At 44.7% G+C, this 18851-nt stretch carries 22 protein-coding genes and 2 riboswitches; of the genes, 17 read left to right on the forward strand and 5 right to left on the reverse strand.

What is annotated here, in order from left to right:
- Positions 1 to 62: 62 nt before the first annotated feature.
- The 3 genes from J2Z37_RS15295 to J2Z37_RS25870 all read left to right on the forward strand — a co-directional run bounded on the left by J2Z37_RS15295 (position 63) and on the right by J2Z37_RS25870 (position 3126).
- Complete coding sequence (locus J2Z37_RS15295) at positions 63 to 2246, forward strand: malate synthase G (protein WP_209811151.1); 2184 nt, start codon at positions 63 to 65, stop codon at positions 2244 to 2246.
- 67 nt (positions 2247 to 2313) lie between these two features.
- The gene (locus J2Z37_RS15300; protein WP_209811152.1) at positions 2314 to 2679 is read left to right on the forward strand and encodes a DMT family transporter; all 366 of its coding nucleotides are present in this window, start codon (positions 2314 to 2316) and stop codon (positions 2677 to 2679) included.
- A gap of 321 nt (positions 2680 to 3000) precedes the next feature.
- Positions 3001 to 3126: a hypothetical protein gene (locus J2Z37_RS25870; protein WP_280922222.1), complete on the forward strand. Its 126-nt coding sequence runs from the start codon at positions 3001 to 3003 to the stop codon at positions 3124 to 3126.
- Positions 3127 to 3289: 163 nt separating this feature from the next.
- On the opposite strand, the gene speD is transcribed toward J2Z37_RS25870, so the two are convergent.
- The gene (gene speD, locus J2Z37_RS15305) at positions 3290 to 3685 is read right to left on the reverse strand and encodes an adenosylmethionine decarboxylase (protein WP_209811153.1); all 396 of its coding nucleotides are present in this window, start codon (positions 3683 to 3685) and stop codon (positions 3290 to 3292) included.
- A gap of 171 nt (positions 3686 to 3856) precedes the next feature.
- Between speD and J2Z37_RS15310 the strand changes: the two genes are divergently transcribed.
- The 4 genes from J2Z37_RS15310 (at position 3857) to J2Z37_RS15325 (ending at position 7381) form a co-directional block, all read left to right on the forward strand.
- Entirely contained in the window at positions 3857 to 4147 is a 291-nt protein-coding gene (locus tag J2Z37_RS15310) for a hypothetical protein (RefSeq protein ID WP_209811154.1), read from the forward strand.
- A gap of 99 nt (positions 4148 to 4246) precedes the next feature.
- Complete coding sequence (locus J2Z37_RS15315) at positions 4247 to 5200, forward strand: metal ABC transporter substrate-binding protein (RefSeq protein WP_209811155.1); 954 nt, start codon at positions 4247 to 4249, stop codon at positions 5198 to 5200.
- 32 nt (positions 5201 to 5232) lie between these two features.
- Complete coding sequence (locus tag J2Z37_RS15320; protein ID WP_209811156.1) at positions 5233 to 5643, forward strand: Fur family transcriptional regulator; 411 nt, start codon at positions 5233 to 5235, stop codon at positions 5641 to 5643.
- A 79-nt stretch (positions 5644 to 5722) separates the two neighbouring features.
- On the forward strand, positions 5723 to 7381 hold the full coding sequence (locus J2Z37_RS15325) for a glutamine--tRNA ligase/YqeY domain fusion protein (protein ID WP_209811157.1): 1659 nt from the start codon (positions 5723 to 5725) through the stop codon (positions 7379 to 7381).
- Positions 7382 to 7430: 49 nt separating this feature from the next.
- Here the strand turns inward: J2Z37_RS15325 and J2Z37_RS15330 are convergent, their stop codons facing one another.
- Positions 7431 to 7628 carry a hypothetical protein gene (locus J2Z37_RS15330; RefSeq protein ID WP_209811158.1) on the reverse strand — a complete coding sequence of 66 codons (198 nt, stop codon included), beginning with the start codon at positions 7626 to 7628 and terminating at the stop codon, positions 7431 to 7433.
- Between the two features lie 56 nt (positions 7629 to 7684).
- Positions 7685 to 7819: riboswitch (cyclic di-AMP (ydaO/yuaA leader) on the reverse strand.
- Positions 7820 to 8078: 259 nt separating this feature from the next.
- Between J2Z37_RS15330 and J2Z37_RS15335 the strand changes: the two genes are divergently transcribed.
- From J2Z37_RS15335 to J2Z37_RS15360, 6 genes are all read left to right on the forward strand, one after another.
- A complete protein-coding gene (locus tag J2Z37_RS15335) occupies positions 8079 to 8909 on the forward strand; it encodes an electron transfer flavoprotein subunit beta/FixA family protein (protein WP_209811159.1) in 831 nt (276 codons plus the stop codon).
- On the forward strand, positions 8906 to 9931 hold the full coding sequence (locus tag J2Z37_RS15340) for an electron transfer flavoprotein subunit alpha/FixB family protein (RefSeq protein WP_209811160.1): 1026 nt from the start codon (positions 8906 to 8908) through the stop codon (positions 9929 to 9931). Before J2Z37_RS15335 ends, J2Z37_RS15340 begins: the two co-directional genes overlap by 4 nt.
- Complete coding sequence (locus tag J2Z37_RS15345; RefSeq protein WP_209811161.1) at positions 9924 to 11219, forward strand: FAD-dependent oxidoreductase; 1296 nt, start codon at positions 9924 to 9926, stop codon at positions 11217 to 11219. The genes J2Z37_RS15340 and J2Z37_RS15345 overlap by 8 nt, the downstream gene beginning before the upstream one ends.
- On the forward strand, positions 11219 to 11515 hold the full coding sequence (locus J2Z37_RS15350; RefSeq protein WP_209811162.1) for a ferredoxin family protein: 297 nt from the start codon (positions 11219 to 11221) through the stop codon (positions 11513 to 11515). The genes J2Z37_RS15345 and J2Z37_RS15350 overlap by 1 nt, the downstream gene beginning before the upstream one ends.
- 5 nt (positions 11516 to 11520) lie before the next feature.
- Complete coding sequence (locus J2Z37_RS15355) at positions 11521 to 11703, forward strand: hypothetical protein (RefSeq protein ID WP_209811163.1); 183 nt, start codon at positions 11521 to 11523, stop codon at positions 11701 to 11703.
- A 161-nt stretch (positions 11704 to 11864) separates the two neighbouring features.
- Positions 11865 to 12383: a DUF3231 family protein gene (locus J2Z37_RS15360; RefSeq protein ID WP_209811164.1), complete on the forward strand. Its 519-nt coding sequence runs from the start codon at positions 11865 to 11867 to the stop codon at positions 12381 to 12383.
- 136 nt (positions 12384 to 12519) lie between these two features.
- Here J2Z37_RS15360 and J2Z37_RS15365 read toward each other — a convergent pair whose 3' ends face one another.
- Together J2Z37_RS15365 and J2Z37_RS15370 are read right to left on the reverse strand one after the other, a co-directional pair.
- Positions 12520 to 12888, reverse strand: coding sequence for a DUF4363 family protein (locus J2Z37_RS15365; RefSeq protein WP_209811165.1), 369 nt, complete (start codon positions 12886 to 12888; stop codon positions 12520 to 12522).
- 57 nt (positions 12889 to 12945) lie between these two features.
- On the reverse strand, positions 12946 to 13677 hold the full coding sequence (locus J2Z37_RS15370) for a DUF421 domain-containing protein (protein WP_209811166.1): 732 nt from the start codon (positions 13675 to 13677) through the stop codon (positions 12946 to 12948).
- Between the two features lie 168 nt (positions 13678 to 13845).
- Positions 13846 to 13991: riboswitch (FMN riboswitch) on the forward strand.
- A 155-nt stretch (positions 13992 to 14146) separates the two neighbouring features.
- Between J2Z37_RS15370 and ribD the strand changes: the two genes are divergently transcribed.
- The 4 genes from ribD to ribH are packed head-to-tail and all read left to right on the forward strand — an operon-like array spanning position 14147 to position 17610.
- Positions 14147 to 15268: a bifunctional diaminohydroxyphosphoribosylaminopyrimidine deaminase/5-amino-6-(5-phosphoribosylamino)uracil reductase RibD gene (gene ribD / locus J2Z37_RS15375; protein WP_342453842.1), complete on the forward strand. Its 1122-nt coding sequence runs from the start codon at positions 14147 to 14149 to the stop codon at positions 15266 to 15268.
- Positions 15269 to 15913 (forward strand): riboflavin synthase, encoded by a 645-nt coding sequence (ribE, locus tag J2Z37_RS15380; RefSeq protein WP_209811167.1) that lies wholly within the window; start codon positions 15269 to 15271, stop codon positions 15911 to 15913.
- Between the two features lie 15 nt (positions 15914 to 15928).
- On the forward strand, positions 15929 to 17122 hold the full coding sequence (locus tag J2Z37_RS15385) for a bifunctional 3,4-dihydroxy-2-butanone-4-phosphate synthase/GTP cyclohydrolase II (protein ID WP_209811168.1): 1194 nt from the start codon (positions 15929 to 15931) through the stop codon (positions 17120 to 17122).
- Between the two features lie 20 nt (positions 17123 to 17142).
- The gene (ribH, locus tag J2Z37_RS15390) at positions 17143 to 17610 is read left to right on the forward strand and encodes a 6,7-dimethyl-8-ribityllumazine synthase (RefSeq protein ID WP_209811169.1); all 468 of its coding nucleotides are present in this window, start codon (positions 17143 to 17145) and stop codon (positions 17608 to 17610) included.
- Positions 17611 to 17856: 246 nt separating this feature from the next.
- On the opposite strand, the gene trpS is transcribed toward ribH, so the two are convergent.
- The gene (trpS, locus tag J2Z37_RS15395) at positions 17857 to 18846 is read right to left on the reverse strand and encodes a tryptophan--tRNA ligase (protein ID WP_209811170.1); all 990 of its coding nucleotides are present in this window, start codon (positions 18844 to 18846) and stop codon (positions 17857 to 17859) included.
- Positions 18847 to 18851: the final 5 nt, after the last annotated feature.

Consider the following 18851-nt stretch of genomic DNA (forward strand, 5'->3'; position numbering starts at 1 on the left):
ATTTTGGTTAAAACTCCATCCATTATATAATAGAATTAGAAAAATGAGAGAGGAGAAATACAATGAAAGACTATGTAAAAGTAGGCCATCTTCAAGTTGCTCCTGTTCTTTACCAATTTATCAATCAAGAGGCTATACCTGGGACTGGTTTGACAACGGAGCAATTCTGGGCTGACTTGGACCGACTGATCCATGAACTGGCACCAAAAAACAAGGCGCTATTAGCCAAGCGCGACGAAATCCAAAACGCCATAAACCAATGGCATAAAGATAATAAGAATAACTTCGACTTTGATCAATATAAATCCTTTTTGCAAGAGATTGGTTATCTGGAGCCAGCCGTTGAGGACTTCCAGATTGCTACAGAAAATGTAGATGACGCGATAACCCAACAAGCTGGACCACAGCTGGTGGTTCCTGTTAATAATGCACGGTATGCCTTGAATGCGGCCAATGCCCGTTGGGGAAGCCTCTATGATGCGTTGTATGGAACAGATGCCATCGACGAGGACAACGGAGCCGAGCGGGGAGCTGGCTATAACCCGATCCGCGGGGAAAGGGTTATTGCGTTTGCCAGAGGGTTCCTCGATCAAGCGGCAGCTTTAGCTGCGGGTTCACATAAGGATGCAGTAAATTACGCGATCGTTAACGGTGAGTTAGTTGTTACCCTTAGCGGTGGAGAAACAACAGGATTACAGGATCCAGCGAAATTCGTTGGTTACGAGGGGAAGGCTGAGGCACCATCAGCTATCTTGTTGAAAAATAACGGACTGCATTTTGAAATCCAGATTGACCGCAATCATCCAATTGGAAAGGGTGATGCGGCTGGTGTGAAGGATATCCTGATGGAAGCAGCGATCACAACCATTATGGACTGTGAAGATTCTGTTGCTGCCGTGGATGCTGAGGATAAGGTATCTGTATATAGAAGCTGGCTCGGACTGATGAAGGGGGATTTATCCGCTACCTTTGCTAAGGGAAACAAAACGTTGACCAGGACGCTCAATCCGGATCGTACGTATACAGGTGTAGATGGATCTGAGATTACTCTGCCAGGGCGCTCCTTGTTGTTTGTTCGTAATGTAGGACATTTGATGACGATTAATGCCGTCTTGGATAAAGATGGTCAGGAAGTTCCGGAAGGAATCTTGGATGCAGTATTTACTAGTTTGATTGGAAAGCATGATATTCTACAGCATGGTCCTTACCAGAATTCAACCGAAGGCTCCATCTATATTGTAAAACCGAAAATGCACGGATCAGCAGAAGTCGCCTTCTCCAATGAACTGTTCAACCGTGTAGAGGATATGCTCGGATTGGAAAGAAACACATTGAAAATCGGGGTCATGGATGAAGAACGTCGTACCTCCCTTAACCTGAAGGCATGTATTCGCGAAGTTAAAGACCGAGTTGTCTTTATTAATACCGGATTCCTTGACCGGACCGGAGACGAAATGCATACCTCGATGGAAGCGGGGCCAATGATTCGCAAGAATGAAATGAAGTCGTCTGTTTGGTTGCAAAGCTATGAACGTTCCAACGTGAGCATTGGGCTTGACTGTGGGTTGCAAGGCCGCGCGCAGATTGGTAAAGGAATGTGGGCAATGCCTGATTTGATGAAGGAAATGCTGAAGCAGAAAATTGGCCATCTTGAAGCTGGCGGAAATACAGCATGGGTGCCATCCCCAACAGCAGCTGTCCTGCATGCCCTTCACTATCATCAAGTGGATGTAGTGGAAGTACAAAATAAGCTGAAGGAAGCAATCAAAGATTACCGGAATGAGATTTTGGAAATTCCAGTGGCCGCGAACCCGCAGTGGGGACCAGAAGAAATTCAGCAGGAACTGGATAATAATGCACAAGGAATCCTTGGCTATGTTGTCCGTTGGGTAGAGCAAGGCATTGGCTGCTCCAAAGTACCGGATATCAACAATATCGGACTTATGGAAGACCGCGCTACCCTGCGAATCTCTAGTCAGCATATGGCAAACTGGCTGCATCATGGAATCTGCACCGAAGAGCAGATCATGGCCACCATGAAGCGGATGGCCAAAGTCGTAGATGAGCAAAACGCTGGTGACGCAGCCTATCGCCCTATGGCTCCAAATTACGAACAGTCTGTTGCTTTCCAGGCAGCTTGTGACTTGGTTTTCAAAGGCTATGATCAGCCGAATGGATACACCGAGCCAATCCTGCACCGCCGTCGGATCGAATTTAAAGAAAAGGTTTTAGCGCAAAAGGCATAGAATATACTGTAAAAGGGGTAGCAGAGGATGCTATCCTTTTTGGTATTAAAAATTCTGGAGGGAAACAATGAGTTGGGTCTATCTATTACTTGCTATTCTTACAGAGGTATCCGGGACAACAGCGATGAAGATTTCACAAGGTTTTTCAAAGCTGCTGCCGACGGTCCTCATCTTTGTTTTTTATGGTTTAAGCCTAAGCTTATTAACTTTGGCATTGAAAAATATTAGTGTAAGCATTGCCTACGCCATCTGGGCAGGGTTAGGGACAGCGATTATTGCATTAATTGGAATTTGGTGGTTTAGAGAACCTGTTACTCTTATGAAAATTATATCTATTCTTCTGATCATCGCTGGTGTGATTGGACTGAATTTGAGTGGGGGAGCACAGGAGAGCGGAGAGACTTCACGGCAGATTGAGAAGGCGCAAGGGTGAGTCGGGTGAAGGTCGATCCCACCCATTTGGAGGGTCTCATTGAACTTCATAAGTCCGATGAAGATCGATCCCACCCATTTGGAGGGTCTCATTGAACTTCATAAGTCCGATGAAGATCGATCCCACCCATTTGGAGGGTCTCATTGAACTTCATAAGCCCGATGAAGATCGATCCCACCCATTAGGAGAGTCACATCGATCTTCATAAGCCTTCTCTAGTACAGCCTCACTCCCAGCCTCCAACCCTCTGACCAAAATGGGATAAGCCCAACCCCGCAACCCCACAAAAATCAAGTGCTAGTTTTGACGAAATTATGTATAATGGACATAAGTAAGATAAACAGGAAAGGAGAATTTGACCGTGCATCGTTTTTCTTTGTCTATTTTGTTCGGATTTATCCTGATTTGGCTTCAATCCTTGCTAATTATGAAGTGGAACGGGTATAGCTCGATTCAGTTTGACAGCCTGAGTTCCGTTTTTCTTCTATGGATGACAAACTTTTTTATCATATATAGCCTGTTCTCCACCTGGAAAAGTCCAGTTAGAACAAATACAGACCTATAGGCCAATGGCTGTAATCTTGCCATGTAAGCCTTAAGGTCTCTTTTTTTAGGATAGCACGTTTTCCACGATCAAGGGTGTCCGGGATTCCACTTTTAATGGTCTTTGGCCGCGAATGACTTCCACCATTTCGTAGGATCCGGCTTTTAATCTTTCGGCAACAACTCTCATTGAAACATGCGGGTCCATATTTCCGCAGGTATAAACATCTACACTAGCATAGCCATGCTCTGGAAATGTATGAATGGTCAAATGGGATTCCGAGATGACCACAACCCCGCTCACACCGTCTGGTTCAAACTGATGAAAGATCACTTCCCTAATATCTGCATCACCTTCCAGTGCAGCATCAACCATGGATTTTTGTACGGTGCTAATCCGCTTGAGTAGTTCCGGATCACAGTCCCATAAATCAATGACGAGATGTCTTCCGATTGTGTCCATGTCCTCAACCCCTTGTTAATTATTGGTCGTGATTTCCAACCTTTTAATGATAAACAAGTTTTCTTTATTTTGTCCTAACAGTAGGAGAATATTTTGCGGATCCTTTGGTTGCTTCCTTCAGGTATTTCGTGAATAATGATAGTACCAATTATGAGAGGGGGCGTTTCACGGATGACTGAACACATTTGTGAGGTTTGTAAAGAAAAAAAGGGTGATTTCTACAGCTCTTTTGAGTTGGAAAGTTGGGGCATTATAGAAAAAATCGGCGAGAAAAATCGTACTCATTATTATTTGTGTATTGACTGTTTTAATCGGTTGACAGATGCTCCGTTATTTTCTGAGGAGGCTCGCCAAAAGATTCTAAAAAATAAAGAGGAATATCAAAAAGCGGTGGAAGAAGGGCTGGTTTGTCCAGAATGCAAGGCATTCATCATGGAAAAGCCTCATCGTTGCGGGGAATAATGAATTGTCGGCCCTCTGGTTTACAAATCGGAATCATTACGATATAATCCACATAGTTATTTTAGGAATGATTCCGATTTGAGGAGAGTGGTGACCCGGATGTCTCGAATTTTTAATTTGATGATCTGTTCGACGATATTTATTTTCTTACTAGCTGGATGTGGGGGAGAGGAGCCCGAATCGTCGCAAGGTCAAGTATCCGCGGATCAAGATCAAAAACCGATCCAAATTTACACAACGATTTATCCGTTATACGATTTTGCAAAAAAAATTGCGGGGAATCAAGCGCATGTTGAGAATATTGTCCCCCCAGGGGTTGAATCGCATGATTTTGAACCGACAGTCCAGGACATGATGAACCTTAATAAGGCACAAATCTTTATCTATAATGGAGCGGGTTTTGAGGGATGGGTTGAGAAAGCTTTATCAGCGTTGAACCAATCAAAACTAATCGTCGTTAATACAAGTGAGCAGGTAAAGGTGCTCGGGGATGAATCAGACCATTCCGCAGAACATGGTCATGAAGGGATCGATCCCCATATTTGGCTTGATCCGAATCGGGCAAAGGTGCAGGCCGAGGCAATTAAAAATGCCTTAGTTCAAATTGATCCGGCGCACCAAACCTATTACGAAGAGAATTTCGAAGAGCTTACAATAAAGTTCAATGAGTTGGATCAGGACTACAAGGATCTGCGTACCCACGCGAATAGAACAGATATGTTGGTCTCCCATGCGGCCTTCGGCTATCTTGCTGATGCCTATGGCTTCGAGCAGATTGCTATTTCTGGTCTTTCCCCCTCTGATGAGCCAAGCACAAAAGAGCTGCAGCAGATTGTCGAACTTGCGAAGGAACGCGAGATTCATTATATATTGTTCGAGACAATCGTGTCAGGGAAGGTTGCTGAGGTCGTAAAAAGTGAGGTTGGTGCTGAGGCGCTTACTTTAAATACTATTGAAAGCTTATCGGAAGAGGAAATGGACGAAGGGCAGGATTATTTTACAGTAATGCAGAAAAACCTAGAAACGTTAAAAATTGCCCTTCAATATAAATAAATAATAAACCGTGACATAAGGGGGGAAGTTTCATGGATGTGGATCAGGCGCTTGAATTGTTGAAGGATCAAGGATATAAGTATACAGGCAAAAGAGAAGAAATGATCCGTGTTTTTGCCAAGGAAAAGCGGTATATGTCTGCCAAAGAAATTCTCGACTATATGAAACCGGATTATCCCAATATCAGTTTTGATACCATCTATCGCAATCTCTCCCTCTTTACGGAACTGCATATTCTCGAAGAAACAGAATTCAATAACGAGCGGAAATATCGTTTTTCATGTGCCCACAAAGATCACCACCACCACCTGATTTGCCTTCGCTGCGGGAAGACAAAGCACTTAAAACTGTGTCCACTAGATGGATTGCTGGGGGACCCAGACGATTTTACGATTACAGATCATAAGTTTGAAATCTATGGATACTGTCAGCAATGCGAGTAGACAAATGGTAATTACTGTTTAATTATGGTATAAATACTAGTAGCCTAAGATTTCGATGAAAAGAGGGTTGAAAATCGGAATGGAGAACAAAACTGTTGCCTCAAATTTTATAAAAAACATAGTTGTTGAAGACTTGGAGTCCGGAAATTACCAACAGATCGTTACGAGGTTCCCTCCTGAACCGAACGGGTATCTGCATATTGGACATGCCAAGTCGATTGTTCTAAACTTTGAATTAGCTGATGAATTTAAAGGGAAAACGAATTTGCGTTTTGATGATACCAACCCTTTGAAAGAAGATACAGAGTATGTGGAATCGATTAAGGAAGATGTAAAATGGCTCGGATATGATTGGGACAATCTCTGCTTTGCGTCCAATTATTTCGCAGAGATATATGAGCGTGCGGTTTTATTAATTAAAAAGGGACATGCCTATGTGGACGATCTATCAGCTGAGCAAATTCGTGAATATCGCGGGACTTTAACAGCACCAGGAAAAGAGAGTCCTTACCGGAATCGGACGGTTGAAGAAAACCTGGAATTGTTCGAACAGATGAAACAGGGCAAGTTCAAAGACGGTGAAAAAGTAGTTAGGGCCAAGATTGACATGGCTTCACCTAATATTAATATGCGGGATCCATTGATCTACCGGATCTCCTATGCGACCCATCACAATACTGGAAATGAATGGTGTGTTTATCCGCTTTATGCTTTTGCACATCCTTTGGAGGATGCGATTGAAGGGGTCACCCATTCTATTTGTACGCTCGAGTTTGAGGATCAACGCCCATTTTACAACTGGGTGGTTGAACAATGTGAAATGGAAAGCAGACCAAAGCAAATTGAATTTGCACGTCTGAATTTGACTAACATGGTAATGAGCAAGAGAAAACTTAAACAGTTGGTTGATGAAGGGGTTGTAGATGGATGGGATGACCCACGGATGCCGACGATTTCCGGGCTGCGCAGAAAAGGGTATACACCTGAGGCCATTCGTACATTCTGTCGGGAAATTGGTGTGGCCAAAAGCAACAGTCTGGTTGATGCTCAGATGCTTGAGCATTTCATCCGTGAGGATTTGAAACTAAAAGCACCTCGCACGATGGGTGTGATTCAACCGTTGAAGCTTGTTATAACGAATTATCCGGAAGGGCAAGTAGAAATGCTGGAGGCCGAAAACAACCCGGAAAATCCGGAAATGGGGACACGCCAAATTCCTTTTTCTCGTGAAATCTATATTGAACGAGATGATTTTATGGAGGATCCGCCAAAAGGATATCATCGTTTATTCCCAGGTAATGAGGTGCGCTTAAAGCACGCTTATTTCGTGAAATGCAACGAAGTGATCAAGGATGAATTAGGTCAGGTGACCGAGATTCACTGTACCTATGATCCGGAAACGAAAAGCGGGTCAGGTTTTACCGGTAGGAAAGTAAAAGGAACCATCCATTGGGTAGAGGCTACGCAGTCGATTCCTGCAGAATTTAGATTGTATGAACCGCTCATTTTGGATGACGACCAGGATGAGGAAAAGTCATTTTTAGAAAATATTAATGAGCATTCGATGGAAGTCTTGCAAGGATTTGTGGAGCCCAACATGAAGACTGCGAAATCGCAGGATAAGTTCCAATTTTTCCGACATGGGTACTTCAATGTGGATCCAAAACATACAACAGAGGATAAAATTGTCTTTAACCGCATTGTATCTTTAAAAAGCTCTTTTAAAATAGGGAAATAAATAAAGAGGGACTAACGCTAGGCGATAGTCCCTCTTTTTCTTTTATGTTCTAGCTAATTTTTCTTATGCTTTTTATCTGTACATCTGTAACGGTTTTAATCTCCCCATCTTTTGATGTTAATTCTGCCATTGAAAAATCGGGACTAAGCCAGCTAAGTGTTCCAGAAATCTTCGTTGCCTGTTTGGTGTGGACTTCTACTGAATGCCCCATTAGCTCTTTTAATTCTTTCCTTACATCCGCTAGCACGCTAAGCGCCCTCCTTATTAGATTAAAACTAAGGCAGCTTACAAAATGAATAGACATCATCCTCTCTTAACGACGCTGACGAGGTTAGCTGACGGGTTAGGACGGATAAGAGTCGCCCCTTTCAATTGAAATTCACCCCATTTGTTTGGTTCCCCCGTTCCTGCCTAGGCAGGATTAAGCGATTATGGACCTTGTTTAGAAATTTATATCTGATGAGATGTATCATATTACGGACTATTCATCTTGTAAAGATGTTATTTCCCCTTTTCTAAAAATTTACATCAAATCTTCTTTTTAATCACCGGCAAAATTAAATATATCAATAAATTCAGAAAAGTGATTAAAGTCACTCCGTGTTGAATAAAGTTTCTATATAATACCAAAGTACAAACTCATATTGAAACATACTGAGCCTTTGGGAAACAGAAAACGGGAAAGGGTGATGCTTGGGTGCTTCATGTTGTTGCTTGTATTAAACAGGTACCAGATACGAAAGTGGCCAAATTGAATCCAAAAACGAATACGATTGACCGGGCAAGTGCACCAGCTATTTTAAATCCGTATGATACCCATGCGGTGGAAGAGGCTGTGCGACTGAAAAAGCGCTACGGTGGAACGGTGACTGTTCTAACGATGGGTCCACCTCCGGCTGTAAAAGCGATTCGAAGATGTGTAGAAATTGGCGCGGATGAAGGGTACATGATATCTGACCGAGCCTTTGCTGGGGCGGATACCCTGGCGACTAGTTATGCATTAACAAAGGCGCTTCATAAGATTTCTCAGATTCGACCGATTGACTTGATCATCTGTGGAAAAATGACAATCGACGGGGATACAGGTCAAGTAGGCCCGGGAATCGCCCGAAGATTAGATATCCCGCCTCTAACCTCGGTCAACAAGGTGGTGGAGATCGATAAAGAAGGGGGTTCGGCAGTCGTCCATCGGAAGCTTGAGGACGGGTATGAGGTGGTGAAATCTACGCTTCCTTGCCTGTTAACCGTGGAAAAAGAAATCAACGAAGTTCCCTATTCCCCTATGCCCAACCTGATTAAGGCAGCCCGTTACCAGCCAACAATCTGGGCTGTGAGCGACCTGGAAGATGTCGATCGTACTCAGCTTGGCCTGAAGGGGTCACCGACCATTGTTGGTTCCGTCTGGGCTCCGCCAAAGCCACAAGGTGGGGAAATCCTGCAGGGGCCAGTAAATAGTCAGGTCGATCAGTTGATGGACATTCTGCTGCAGAAGAAGGAGCTTTTTGCCGTGAAGGGGGGAGCCTCATGAATATTGCAGAGTATTCAGGTGTTTGGGTGTTTATTGAAGTGAAGGATGGGAAGATTGTACCCGTTTCATTAGAACTTCTTGGTGCCGGAAAAAGACTCGCGGAAAAGCGGGGAGTGGAATTGTCCGGGATTTTGGTTGGGTACGGGGTGAAACCACTGGCAAATACCGCCTTTGAGTATGGGGCAGATGCTGTTTATGTATACGATGATCCGATTTTTAAGCTATACCGAACTGAAACCTATATGCGTGCGATCATTGAATGCACAAACAGACATAAACCAGAGATCATTCTGTATGGAGCAACCTCCACGGGTAAGGACTTGGCTAGTGCAGCCGCCACTGATTTGGCGACGGGGTTGACGGCAGATACCACGATTTTAGATATCGATGCGGATACTGGACTACTACAGGCAAGCCGTCCGGCTTTTGGAGGAAACATTATGGCTACAATTCTCTGTAAAAAACACAGGCCGCAAATGGCCACGGTGCGCCCGAAAATTATGAAAGCAATGAACCCCATACCTGGAAGAAAAGGGGAGATTATTGAAGAAAAAATTTCAATTCGGGAAGAGGATGTACGAACAAAGGTGTTGGAGATCGTTAAATCCGCGACAAAACAAGTGCGAATTGATGAAGCCGACATTATTGTGGCAGGTGGGAAGGGGCTAGGGGATGCCAAGGGTTTTGGGCTCATTCATGACTTTGCCGAAACGATAGGAGCAACAGTTGGTGCCAGCCGGGATGCAGTTGAAGCAGGGTGGATTGAACATCATCATCAAGTCGGCCAAACCGGTGTCACCGTTACGCCGAAGATCTATTTTGCGATCGGCATTTCTGGAGCGATTCAGCATCTGGTTGGGATGCAAAACTCGGGATTGATTATTGCGATCAATAAAGATCCAGACGCCCCAATATTTAATTCATGTCACTATGGAATCGTCGGAGATGCTTTCGAAATTGTGCCGATGTTAATTGAACAGTTTAAACGCGTGCTGACCGCAGAGGAGGTTAAGAATGCCTGATAAATTTGATGTGATCGTCGTCGGAGCAGGTCCAGCCGGGATATCATGCGCCTATCATCTAGCGAAGTCAGGTGTGAATGTTATATTAATTGAACGCGGCGAATATCCGGGATCGAAAAACGTCATGGGCGGTGTCCTCTATCGAAAGATGATGGACGATATTATTCCCGGGTTTTATAAAGAGGCCCCACTAGAGCGTCCCATCGTAGAGCAGCGGTTTATGATGCTTGATAAAGAATCAGCCCTCACCTTCGGCTATAAGGGGTTGGAATGGGCCGAGGAACCATACAATAATTTCACCGTGCTAAGGGCTAAGTTTGACCAGTGGTTCGCTTCGAAGGCCGAAGCAGAAGGGGCGCTGCTCATTAACGAAACGGTCGTATTGGAATGTATTGTGGAGGACGGCCGTGTGATCGGAGTACGTACAGATCGACCTGACGGGGAGATCTATGCCGATGTCGTTGTTTTGGCGGATGGTGTGAATTCACTGTTGGCCAAACAGCTTGGTTTTCATAAGGAATTCAAACCGAATGAAGTCGCGCTGGCTACGATGGAAATATTGAAACTAGATAAGGCGATTATCGAGGATCGCTTCAATTTAGAACCGAACCAAGGATGTACGATTGAAATTTTCGGTGATGCAACGAAAGGGATTTTAGGCACAGGTTTTTTATATACCAATAAAGATACCTTGAGTATTGGCGTAGGAACTCTTCTTTCTGGATTGATTAAACACAAAATTAAACCCTATGAACTTCTCGAATATGTGAAAAACCATCCGATGATCAAGCCCTATATCAAGGGAAGCGAGCCGCAAGAATATTTAGCCCACTTGATTCCCGAAGGGGGGTACCATTCTATGCCAAAAATCGTTGGCAATGGTGTAATTGTAGTGGGGGATGCAGCCCAGCTAGTCAATGCCATTCATCGCGAGGGATCAAACATGGCGATGACATCCGGAATTCTTGCCGCGGAAACGATTCTATTGGCAAAGATGACTGGAGATTATTCGGAGAATATGCTTGACCATTACCGGATGAAGCTCATGGACAGCTTTGTCGGAAAAGATCTAAAGAAGTACAAAGATGCCACACACCATTTTGATAAGTTCCCCCAATACTTCGAGAAGTATATTCCACTAATGAATCAAGCCGCCAGTCAAATGTTTACAGTTGATGGATCATCAAAGAAGGAGAAGCAGAACAAAATTTGGAAGGACATCGGGTCTGCAGGTGAAAAAATGAAAATCGCTCGCGATTTAGTTCGAGCCTGGAGGGTGATGAAGTAATGAGTGCGGAGAAAAAGGCTGTGACCATTGAGGAAAAGCAGTACTTGCTGAGGTTTAAGGCCGATACGAAATCCCATCTTCATGTTCTTAGCTCAGATGTCTGTCTCACACAGTGCCCGGATAAGATCTGTACGATCTTTTGCCCGGCCGAGGTTTACAAATGGGAGGAAGTACGCATGCACGTTGGCTATGAAGGCTGTCACGAATGCGGAAGCTGTCGGATTGGCTGCCCCCACGAGAACATTAAGTGGGAATACCCCAAGGGCGGACATGGCATTGTCTTCCGATTAGGGTGAGCCGAATGCTGAATGTGGGCGATTGCGTCGTTTACTCCAAAGATGGGGCAAGGGGGATTGTGCTGCAAATAGGCGTAGACAACTATTGCGTCATCTGGGAAGACTTTTTCGTCAGCTGGGAATTCCGCGGATTCCTCCTAAAGGACGAACTGCTGACACGAAAACAAACGATTCGCTTAAAAAAGTAAGGGGTGCCTAAAGTGGTACCCTTTTCGTTTTCTTGAGGGTGTTGGAGGATTTTGTCACGTTGGATTCCTGTTTTGCGGCTCATACTACTGTTGGGTGAAAACATTGAAGAAGGTGAACCCATATGGATATGCAAACAATATCAAGTGTTGGGAGGACGATTATGGGAATTTTAAGTGGAAATCCGCAAGATGAGCCAATGCACTATGGGGAAGTGTCCGGTGTCTGGGGGTACTTATTAACAACAAAAGCACTCAATGCAGGTTATCAAGTATTTCTAAATCATACGGGTGATGCGGATCTCAAGGGTTTTATCAAAGATGTATTAAGAAGTAGCAAACAAGAAATTGAACAACTTGAAAATTTGTTAAAGGCAAATGGTGTCGCTCTACCGCCTACCCCACCTGACCGTCCGGAGGCTTCCATTGAAAATATCCCTCCGGGTGCGAGAATTAATGATATGGAAGTGGCTGGTGCAATCTCAAGAGACATCGCTTTGGGCCTTGTTTCTTGTAGCTCCGTAATTGGACAATGCATCCGAGAAGACATCGCAACGATGTTTGTCCAATTCCATGCCAGCAAGGTCCAGTTTGGGGCAAGACTACTTCGCATGAACAAAGAAAAGGGTTGGTTGATCCCTCCTCCTCTTCATATGCAGACGCCCGAATTGGTTCATGCGTAAGAAAAACAGGAAAGGGTGCTTGCGCCCTTTCTTTTTTGAACGAAAAAGAAATTGTCTCTTTTGGACAACTCCCAGATCATTCCTGTTTCTGACAGAAAGGGATAGTGGCTAAAAGCCGCGAAAATCAACACCCAAGCTACTTCCCCAAATATTTCCATAGATCATAAAAAAGGTAAATCTCCTCCATGATCCCTTTATCATCCTTTGCTTCGACGCCGCCCCGTATTCTCGCCAAAGACGTATTGATTTCAATTAGATAATCCCGTTCACTGCTGAACTGAATGCGGTTGACGATTTTATGCCAGGCCTTATTGGCGTATTCGGCATGTTCTTTGGCATGGTCCCATTTTTTCTCTCTGACATCCTTCTCTAACTGCTGAATAGACTCCACTAAGCGATCATCTTCACCGAAGGGTTTTTTCAGAAAATATCCGCCTGTCATAACAGCTACACTGACAACAAGGATAAAAATCGGGAGTGCGTATACTAACCATTTTCTTGGCATGTTTTCTCCTCCTTCTGTTGGTTTGTGCACTACAAACCATGTAGGTGTCCTTTAGGGCTAGAAGGGTCCCTTGTAATCGCTCATATCCGATTCTTTTTTGATATGATCTTCAAAACGGTCAACATACAACTGCTCATTTGGCAAAATCGCGGCGAAGGCTACTTCTTTAACGTCACCAATTCCTTGTGCTTGAAGTTGCAGCTTTAACCACTCGCGATCCTTTTTGCGTTGCTGTAAATTCTGCTCAATCAACAAGCCATCAATAATCACCTCTGTCATCATTTTTGCCGGGCTAACAGTGATTTGCAGGTCTTGTGGTGTAGCAGGTTGGTATTGGGCCTTTGGTAGAACAGACAGACTTCCCGTAGGTTCCATCACCGCGTAGGCAACTTGGGTAATGTCAAAAATATTTTTTTGCCGCAGCAACATGGTTAGCTCATCATACTTAATTTTCATTTTTGATAGATTATGCTCAAGAATTTTTCCGTCTTGAACAACAACCGTTGGTTCGGCATCAATCATTTTTGACAAAAACCTGTTTTTTAAAGTTACGTATTGGAAGGTGAAGGTAAGACCAACAAAAGTGGTAAGTCCTACCCAATGGACCCAGGCTGTGGAAGAGAGGTCAGTCGCAGCTGTTCCTCCGATGGAGCCAATCACAATCCCGTTAATGTAATCAAAATAGGATAGATTGCCCATCTGCTGTTTACCAAGAATCCGCGTATAGATGAGCAGGGTCATAAAAGTAATAACGGCTCGAACAAAGACCACAATGGATTCTTCCATCATTGGTAACACCTCCCTTGGAGCTTGGAAAATTTGGGTTTTCTCTGCTTAGTTTTTACCGATTGTTGGAAAAATATTTTTAATCATAAGGAGCAAGCTTTCCATCTGCATGACCAAGTATTGGCTTTCTGTAAATTTTCATGGTAGAATAGATAGACGATACAATTAAATAGAATCCTTCGGGGCAGGGTGAAACTCCCGACCGGCGGTGATGGGGCTAGAACAAGTCCCTTAGTCCGTGAGCTGAGGTGATCAACCGATGCTGATTTGGTGCAATTCCAAAACCGACAGTACAGTCTGGATGGGAGAAGGGTGAATGGTGAGAGTATGAACGGTCCGTTTATTGCAGTTTAACCGGTTTATTTGGGTCTGCAAAAATGAGATGTGCCATACTTTATTTGTCCATGCTAAAATCAATGCCCTTTTACAATTGTGAAAGGGCATTTAATTTTGTAAGGGAGTTGAAGCGGTCTTGACCGTACACATACACGACCAATATTATATGGACCTTGCCTTGCAATGGGCTAGCGCTATCGAAGGACAGACTCAACCGAATCCGAAGGTCGGGGCGGTCATTGTCAAGGATGGCGAAATTGTGGGAATCGGCACCCATCTAAAAGCAGGGGGACCACACGCAGAGGTTCATGCCCTCGCAATGGCAGGGGAGAAGGCAAAAGGGGCAACGGTTTATGTTACCCTTGAGCCTTGCAGCCACTATGGACGAACCCCGCCCTGTGCGGAAGCGCTAATGAAAGCTGGGGTAGCAAAGGTTGTGATTGCAACCTTAGACCCCAATCCCCTCGTTGCAGGCAGAGGGGCAGCCATGCTGCGTGACGCCGGGGTTGAAGTGGTGACAGGGGTTTGCGAGCAACAGTCCAACTTAATGAACGAGGTTTTTAACAAATTCATTACCACTGGAATGCCTTTTGTCACGCTCAAAACCGCAATGACCTTAGATGGCAAGATTGCAACGGAAACCGGAAGCAGCCGCTGGATCACGGGTGATGAAGCACGCCAAGAGGTGCATCAGATGAGGCATACCAACCAAGCCATTTTGGTCGGGGTGGAAACGGTGCGAAAGGATGACCCGCAATTAACCATACGGCTTCCACAGGGAGGAAACAATCCGATTCGGATCGTCCTCGATTCGACCTTACGGACACCCCTCGATGCGAAAGTCGTCAGAGATGGGGAAGCGGAAACCTGGATCTACACCACCACAACTGCAGCAGAGGAAACTGCGAAGGTCCAGGCCTTGGAAAAAAGGGGAGTCAAGGTCATTTCCTTGCCGGTAGAAGATGGAGAACGGGGAATACCGATCCCCCAGATGCTCACCCACTTGGGTTCACAAAAAATCTCCTCCCTTCTGGTGGAAGGGGGAGCCCGGGTAAATGCCTCCTTCCTAAAAGAAATGGCTGTTGACAAGATCGTGAGCTATATCGCTCCGAAATTGGTGGGAGGAGAACACGCTCCTACTCCGATTGGCGGATTCGGCGTGCAGGAAATGGATCAAGCTATTCGTTTGACCCGGATGACCTATCGACAGGTTGGAGAGGATTTACGCATCGAGGGCTATCCGGAATGGAGGGAATAAATGTTTACAGGAATTATTGAAGAAATCGGCGTGTTGAAAGGCATCAAAAGAGGGGCAAACTGGCTTGTGCTGACGATTGGGGCCAACCGCGTGCTTGATCAAGTGCAGCTAGGGGACAGTATTGCTGTAAACGGGGTTTGTTTAACCGTAACTTCATTTAATGGGAATCAGTTTACAGTCGATGTGATGCCGGAAACTTTTGATAAAACCAATTTATGTGCCCTTTCCGTCGGCAGCAAACTCAATCTGGAGAGGGCTATGCAGGCTGGTGGGCGGTTTGGCGGGCATATTGTTTCTGGACACGTCGATGGGACAGGAAAAATAGCAGGGAAAACCAATTACGGGAATGCGGTGGTTTATCAAATTCAGACCGCGGAATCTTTGCTTTACTATTTAATACCTAAAGGGTCAATTACGATCGATGGAATCAGTTTAACCGTCTTGGATGTAGAAACGGATCATTTCACCGTTTCGATTATTCCCCACACCCAAGAGATGACGACATTGAAAGACCTGGGGATTGGTGACTTGGTGAATTTAGAATGCGATATGATCGGAAAATATATAGAAAAATTTATTCAGGCAAAAAAACCAACAACATCAAAGATTAGCCGTGACTTTCTAGAACAGCACGGGTTTATCTAGGGGGTGCAAAAATAGATGTTCCATACAGTGGAGGAAGCCATTTATGATCTAATGCAAGGTAAGCCGGTTATCGTCGTCGATGACGAAGATCGGGAGAATGAGGGAGATCTGATTGCGTTAGCAGAAAAAACAACACCGGAAGTGATCAATTTTATGATCACATACGGGAAAGGGCTTGTCTGTGTCCCGATTACTGAAGAACGGGCTAAAGAACTGCAGCTAGAACCGATGGTCACACATAATACGGATGCACACGGAACAGCCTTTACCATTTCCGTCGATGCTTTCGATACGAGCACAGGGATCTCTGCTTTTGAGCGATCGAAGACCATCCAGGACCTTATTGACCCAAACAAGAAAGCTTTTCACTTCCGTCGGCCCGGCCATATTTTTCCGCTTATTGCTAAGGGTGGCGGGGTTATACGGAGAGCAGGGCATACGGAAGCTGCTGTGGACTTAGCTCGACTCTGTGGGGCGTATCCAGCCGGAGTGATTTGTGAAGTCATTAAGGAAGATGGGACGATGGCACGCCTTCCTCAATTGATGGAGATGGCTGAACAACATGATTTGAAGATTATTTCTATCGAGCAGCTTATCAAATACCGCACTCAAAAAGACAAGTTAGTCCATCGTGCTGCCGAAATCTCAATGCCGACAAAAATTGGCGAATTTCGAATGATAGCCTACACTAATGAAGTGAATGAAAAGGAACATTTAGCTCTGGTTAAAGGGACTATTGATCCAAATGTGCCAACCCTGGTTCGTGTACACTCCGAATGTTTAACAGGGGATATCTTCCATTCTGAGCGGTGTGATTGTGGACCACAGCTTGATCGGGCATTGGAAATGATTGAAGAAGCGGGGAATGGCGTACTGCTCTATATGCGTCAGGAAGGAAGAGGCATCGGCTTGATCAACAAACTGAAAGCCTACAAGCTTCAAGAGGAAGGTTATGATACCGTAGAGGCCAATGAAAAGCTAGGTTTCCCCGCAGATTTGCGCGATTATGGAATTGGGGCGCAAATTCTAAGAGACCTGGGTGTCGGCAAAATCCGCTTGATGACTAATAATCCGAAGAAAATTAAAGGATTGAATGGTTATGGGCTGGAGGTTGTGGAGCGTGTACCGCTGCAAACCGGCCGCAACATAAATAACGAGCATTATTTAGAAACAAAGAAAAATAAAATGGGTCATATGTTGAACCTGTAGAAAAAAGGAGAAAAAGAGAAATGGCAAAGATATATGAAGGAAATCTTGTAGGATCAGGTTTAAGATTTGGTATCGTTGTTGGACGTTTCAATGAGTTTATTACCTCCAAGCTGTTGAGTGGGGCTTTAGATGCATTAAAAAGACATGGGGTAGAAGATGACGATGTAGAAGTGGCCTGGGTTCCAGGTGCTTTTGAAATCTCCCTGATCACCAAGAAAATGGCGGAAAGCGGAAAATATGATGCGGTGATTACCTTAGGCACCATAATTCGCGGAGCCACCCCGCATTTTGATTTTGTATCCAATGAAGTGGCAAAAGGGGTCGCGGCAATTGGTTTGCAAACCGGGGTGCCAACTATTTTCGGTGTGTTGACAACCGATACGATTGAGCAGGCGATTGAACGTGCCGGTACAAAAGCGGGTAACAAAGGATGGGACGCAGCTACTTCCGCGATTGAAATGGCTAACCTGTCCAGAGAGTTTCAATAATACAATACAAAAAAGAGGATACTCAACATGGAGTATCCTCTTTTCTCATTTTTTTCGGAGAAGTCGGTACAGCTTAGTAAAAAGGCCCCAAACCGTACTTTGTGGTACACGAATAAATTTAAAATGATTGGGGTTGTGTTCCATTTTGATCACCTGTCATTAAACAGTAGATGCACCAATCGTGACTGCAGCATCTCCTTGCTTCATTATATGCTGGTGAACAAAGTTCGGTTCAGCCTCTATTCCTTATCTTGATAGACCCATCACTTGCTCAGCTTTTCTTAAGGTTTCATTGGCTCTCTGGTTGGCCTTCGCAGCCCCATCGTCCAGGACATCATCCAATTTCTTGGATTCCATCCAATTGTTGAATCGTTCCTGTATTGGCTGCAGTAAATTCACGACTGCCTCAGCAACATCCGCTTTCAGAGCGCCATACCCTTTCCCATGGTAAGCCTGTTCCATTTCCTCCATGGACTGCCCGGTGCAAGCAGACAGCATGGTCATTAAGTTGGAAACGCCCGGCTTGTTTTCTTTGTCAAAACGGATCTGATTATCGGAATCGGTTTGTGCCCGTTTGATTTTTTTCTCAACTAGTTTCGGATCATCCAACATCGAAATAAAAGCCCCTTGATTTGGATCCGATTTGCTCATCTTTTTGGTTGGTTCCTGTAAAGACATAATCCGTGCACCAAATTTCGGCGTGCGGATTTCTGGAATGGTGAAGACTTCTCCATAGCGATTGTTGAACCGCTCAGCCAAATCACGGGTCAACTCAATATGCTGGCGTTGGTCTTCTCCAACCGGAACGTAGTGGGCTTGGTAAAGTAAGATGTCTGCTGCCATTAAAGGCGGATAAACCAATAGACCACCTGGGATCGTTTCCCCTCGGCCTTGTGATTTGTCCTTATACTGTGTCATTCTTTCCAATTCCCCAACATAGGAGGTACACATCATGATCCAGCCCAGCTGCGCATGTGCAGGGACTTCCGACTGGATAAACAGCGACGCCTTTTGCGGATCTAACCCCACTGCAAGATAAAGAGCTGCTAAGTTCCGCATGTTTTGCCGAAGTGTTGCAGGGTCTTGGGGAACCGTAATAGCATGCTGGTTTACAATACAGAAATAGCATTCAAACTCTTCTTGAAGCTCCACAAATTGTTTTAGAGCACCTAAATAATTCCCTAAAGTAATCAGACCGCTAGGTTGTATACCTGAAAAGATTGTTTTCTTTTCCATTTTTT

The sequence above is a fragment of the Ammoniphilus resinae genome, from assembly GCF_017873965.1.
GTDB classification, from domain to species: Bacteria; Bacillota; Bacilli; order Aneurinibacillales; family RAOX-1; genus Ammoniphilus_A; species Ammoniphilus_A resinae.

Excerpts from the sequence above, each read along its gene's own strand:
- J2Z37_RS15365 (WP_209811165.1), bottom strand. The coding sequence starts at position 12,888 with ATGCCAAGAAAATGGTTAGTATACGCACTCCCGATTTTTATCCTTGTT.
- trpS (WP_209811170.1), bottom strand. The coding sequence starts at position 18,846 with ATGGAAAAGAAAACAATCTTTTCAGGTATACAACCTAGCGGTCTGATT.
- speD (WP_209811153.1), bottom strand. The coding sequence starts at position 3,685 with ATGGACACAATCGGAAGACATCTCGTCATTGATTTATGGGACTGTGAT.
- J2Z37_RS15340 (WP_209811160.1), top strand. The coding sequence starts at position 8,906 with ATGAATATTGCAGAGTATTCAGGTGTTTGGGTGTTTATTGAAGTGAAG.
- ribE (WP_209811167.1), top strand. The coding sequence starts at position 15,269 with ATGTTTACAGGAATTATTGAAGAAATCGGCGTGTTGAAAGGCATCAAA.
- ribH (WP_209811169.1), top strand. The coding sequence starts at position 17,143 with ATGGCAAAGATATATGAAGGAAATCTTGTAGGATCAGGTTTAAGATTT.
- J2Z37_RS15355 (WP_209811163.1), top strand. The coding sequence starts at position 11,521 with ATGCTGAATGTGGGCGATTGCGTCGTTTACTCCAAAGATGGGGCAAGG.
- J2Z37_RS15315 (WP_209811155.1), top strand. The coding sequence starts at position 4,247 with ATGTCTCGAATTTTTAATTTGATGATCTGTTCGACGATATTTATTTTC.
- J2Z37_RS15320 (WP_209811156.1), top strand. The coding sequence starts at position 5,233 with ATGGATGTGGATCAGGCGCTTGAATTGTTGAAGGATCAAGGATATAAG.
- J2Z37_RS15310 (WP_209811154.1), top strand. The coding sequence starts at position 3,857 with ATGACTGAACACATTTGTGAGGTTTGTAAAGAAAAAAAGGGTGATTTC.
- J2Z37_RS15300 (WP_209811152.1), top strand. The coding sequence starts at position 2,314 with ATGAGTTGGGTCTATCTATTACTTGCTATTCTTACAGAGGTATCCGGG.
- J2Z37_RS15295 (WP_209811151.1), top strand. The coding sequence starts at position 63 with ATGAAAGACTATGTAAAAGTAGGCCATCTTCAAGTTGCTCCTGTTCTT.
- J2Z37_RS15360 (WP_209811164.1), top strand. The coding sequence starts at position 11,865 with ATGGGAATTTTAAGTGGAAATCCGCAAGATGAGCCAATGCACTATGGG.
- J2Z37_RS15350 (WP_209811162.1), top strand. The coding sequence starts at position 11,219 with ATGAGTGCGGAGAAAAAGGCTGTGACCATTGAGGAAAAGCAGTACTTG.
- J2Z37_RS25870 (WP_280922222.1), top strand. The coding sequence starts at position 3,001 with ATGGACATAAGTAAGATAAACAGGAAAGGAGAATTTGACCGTGCATCG.
- J2Z37_RS15385 (WP_209811168.1), top strand. The coding sequence starts at position 15,929 with ATGTTCCATACAGTGGAGGAAGCCATTTATGATCTAATGCAAGGTAAG.
- J2Z37_RS15345 (WP_209811161.1), top strand. The coding sequence starts at position 9,924 with ATGCCTGATAAATTTGATGTGATCGTCGTCGGAGCAGGTCCAGCCGGG.
- J2Z37_RS15370 (WP_209811166.1), bottom strand. The coding sequence starts at position 13,677 with ATGATGGAAGAATCCATTGTGGTCTTTGTTCGAGCCGTTATTACTTTT.
- J2Z37_RS15325 (WP_209811157.1), top strand. The coding sequence starts at position 5,723 with ATGGAGAACAAAACTGTTGCCTCAAATTTTATAAAAAACATAGTTGTT.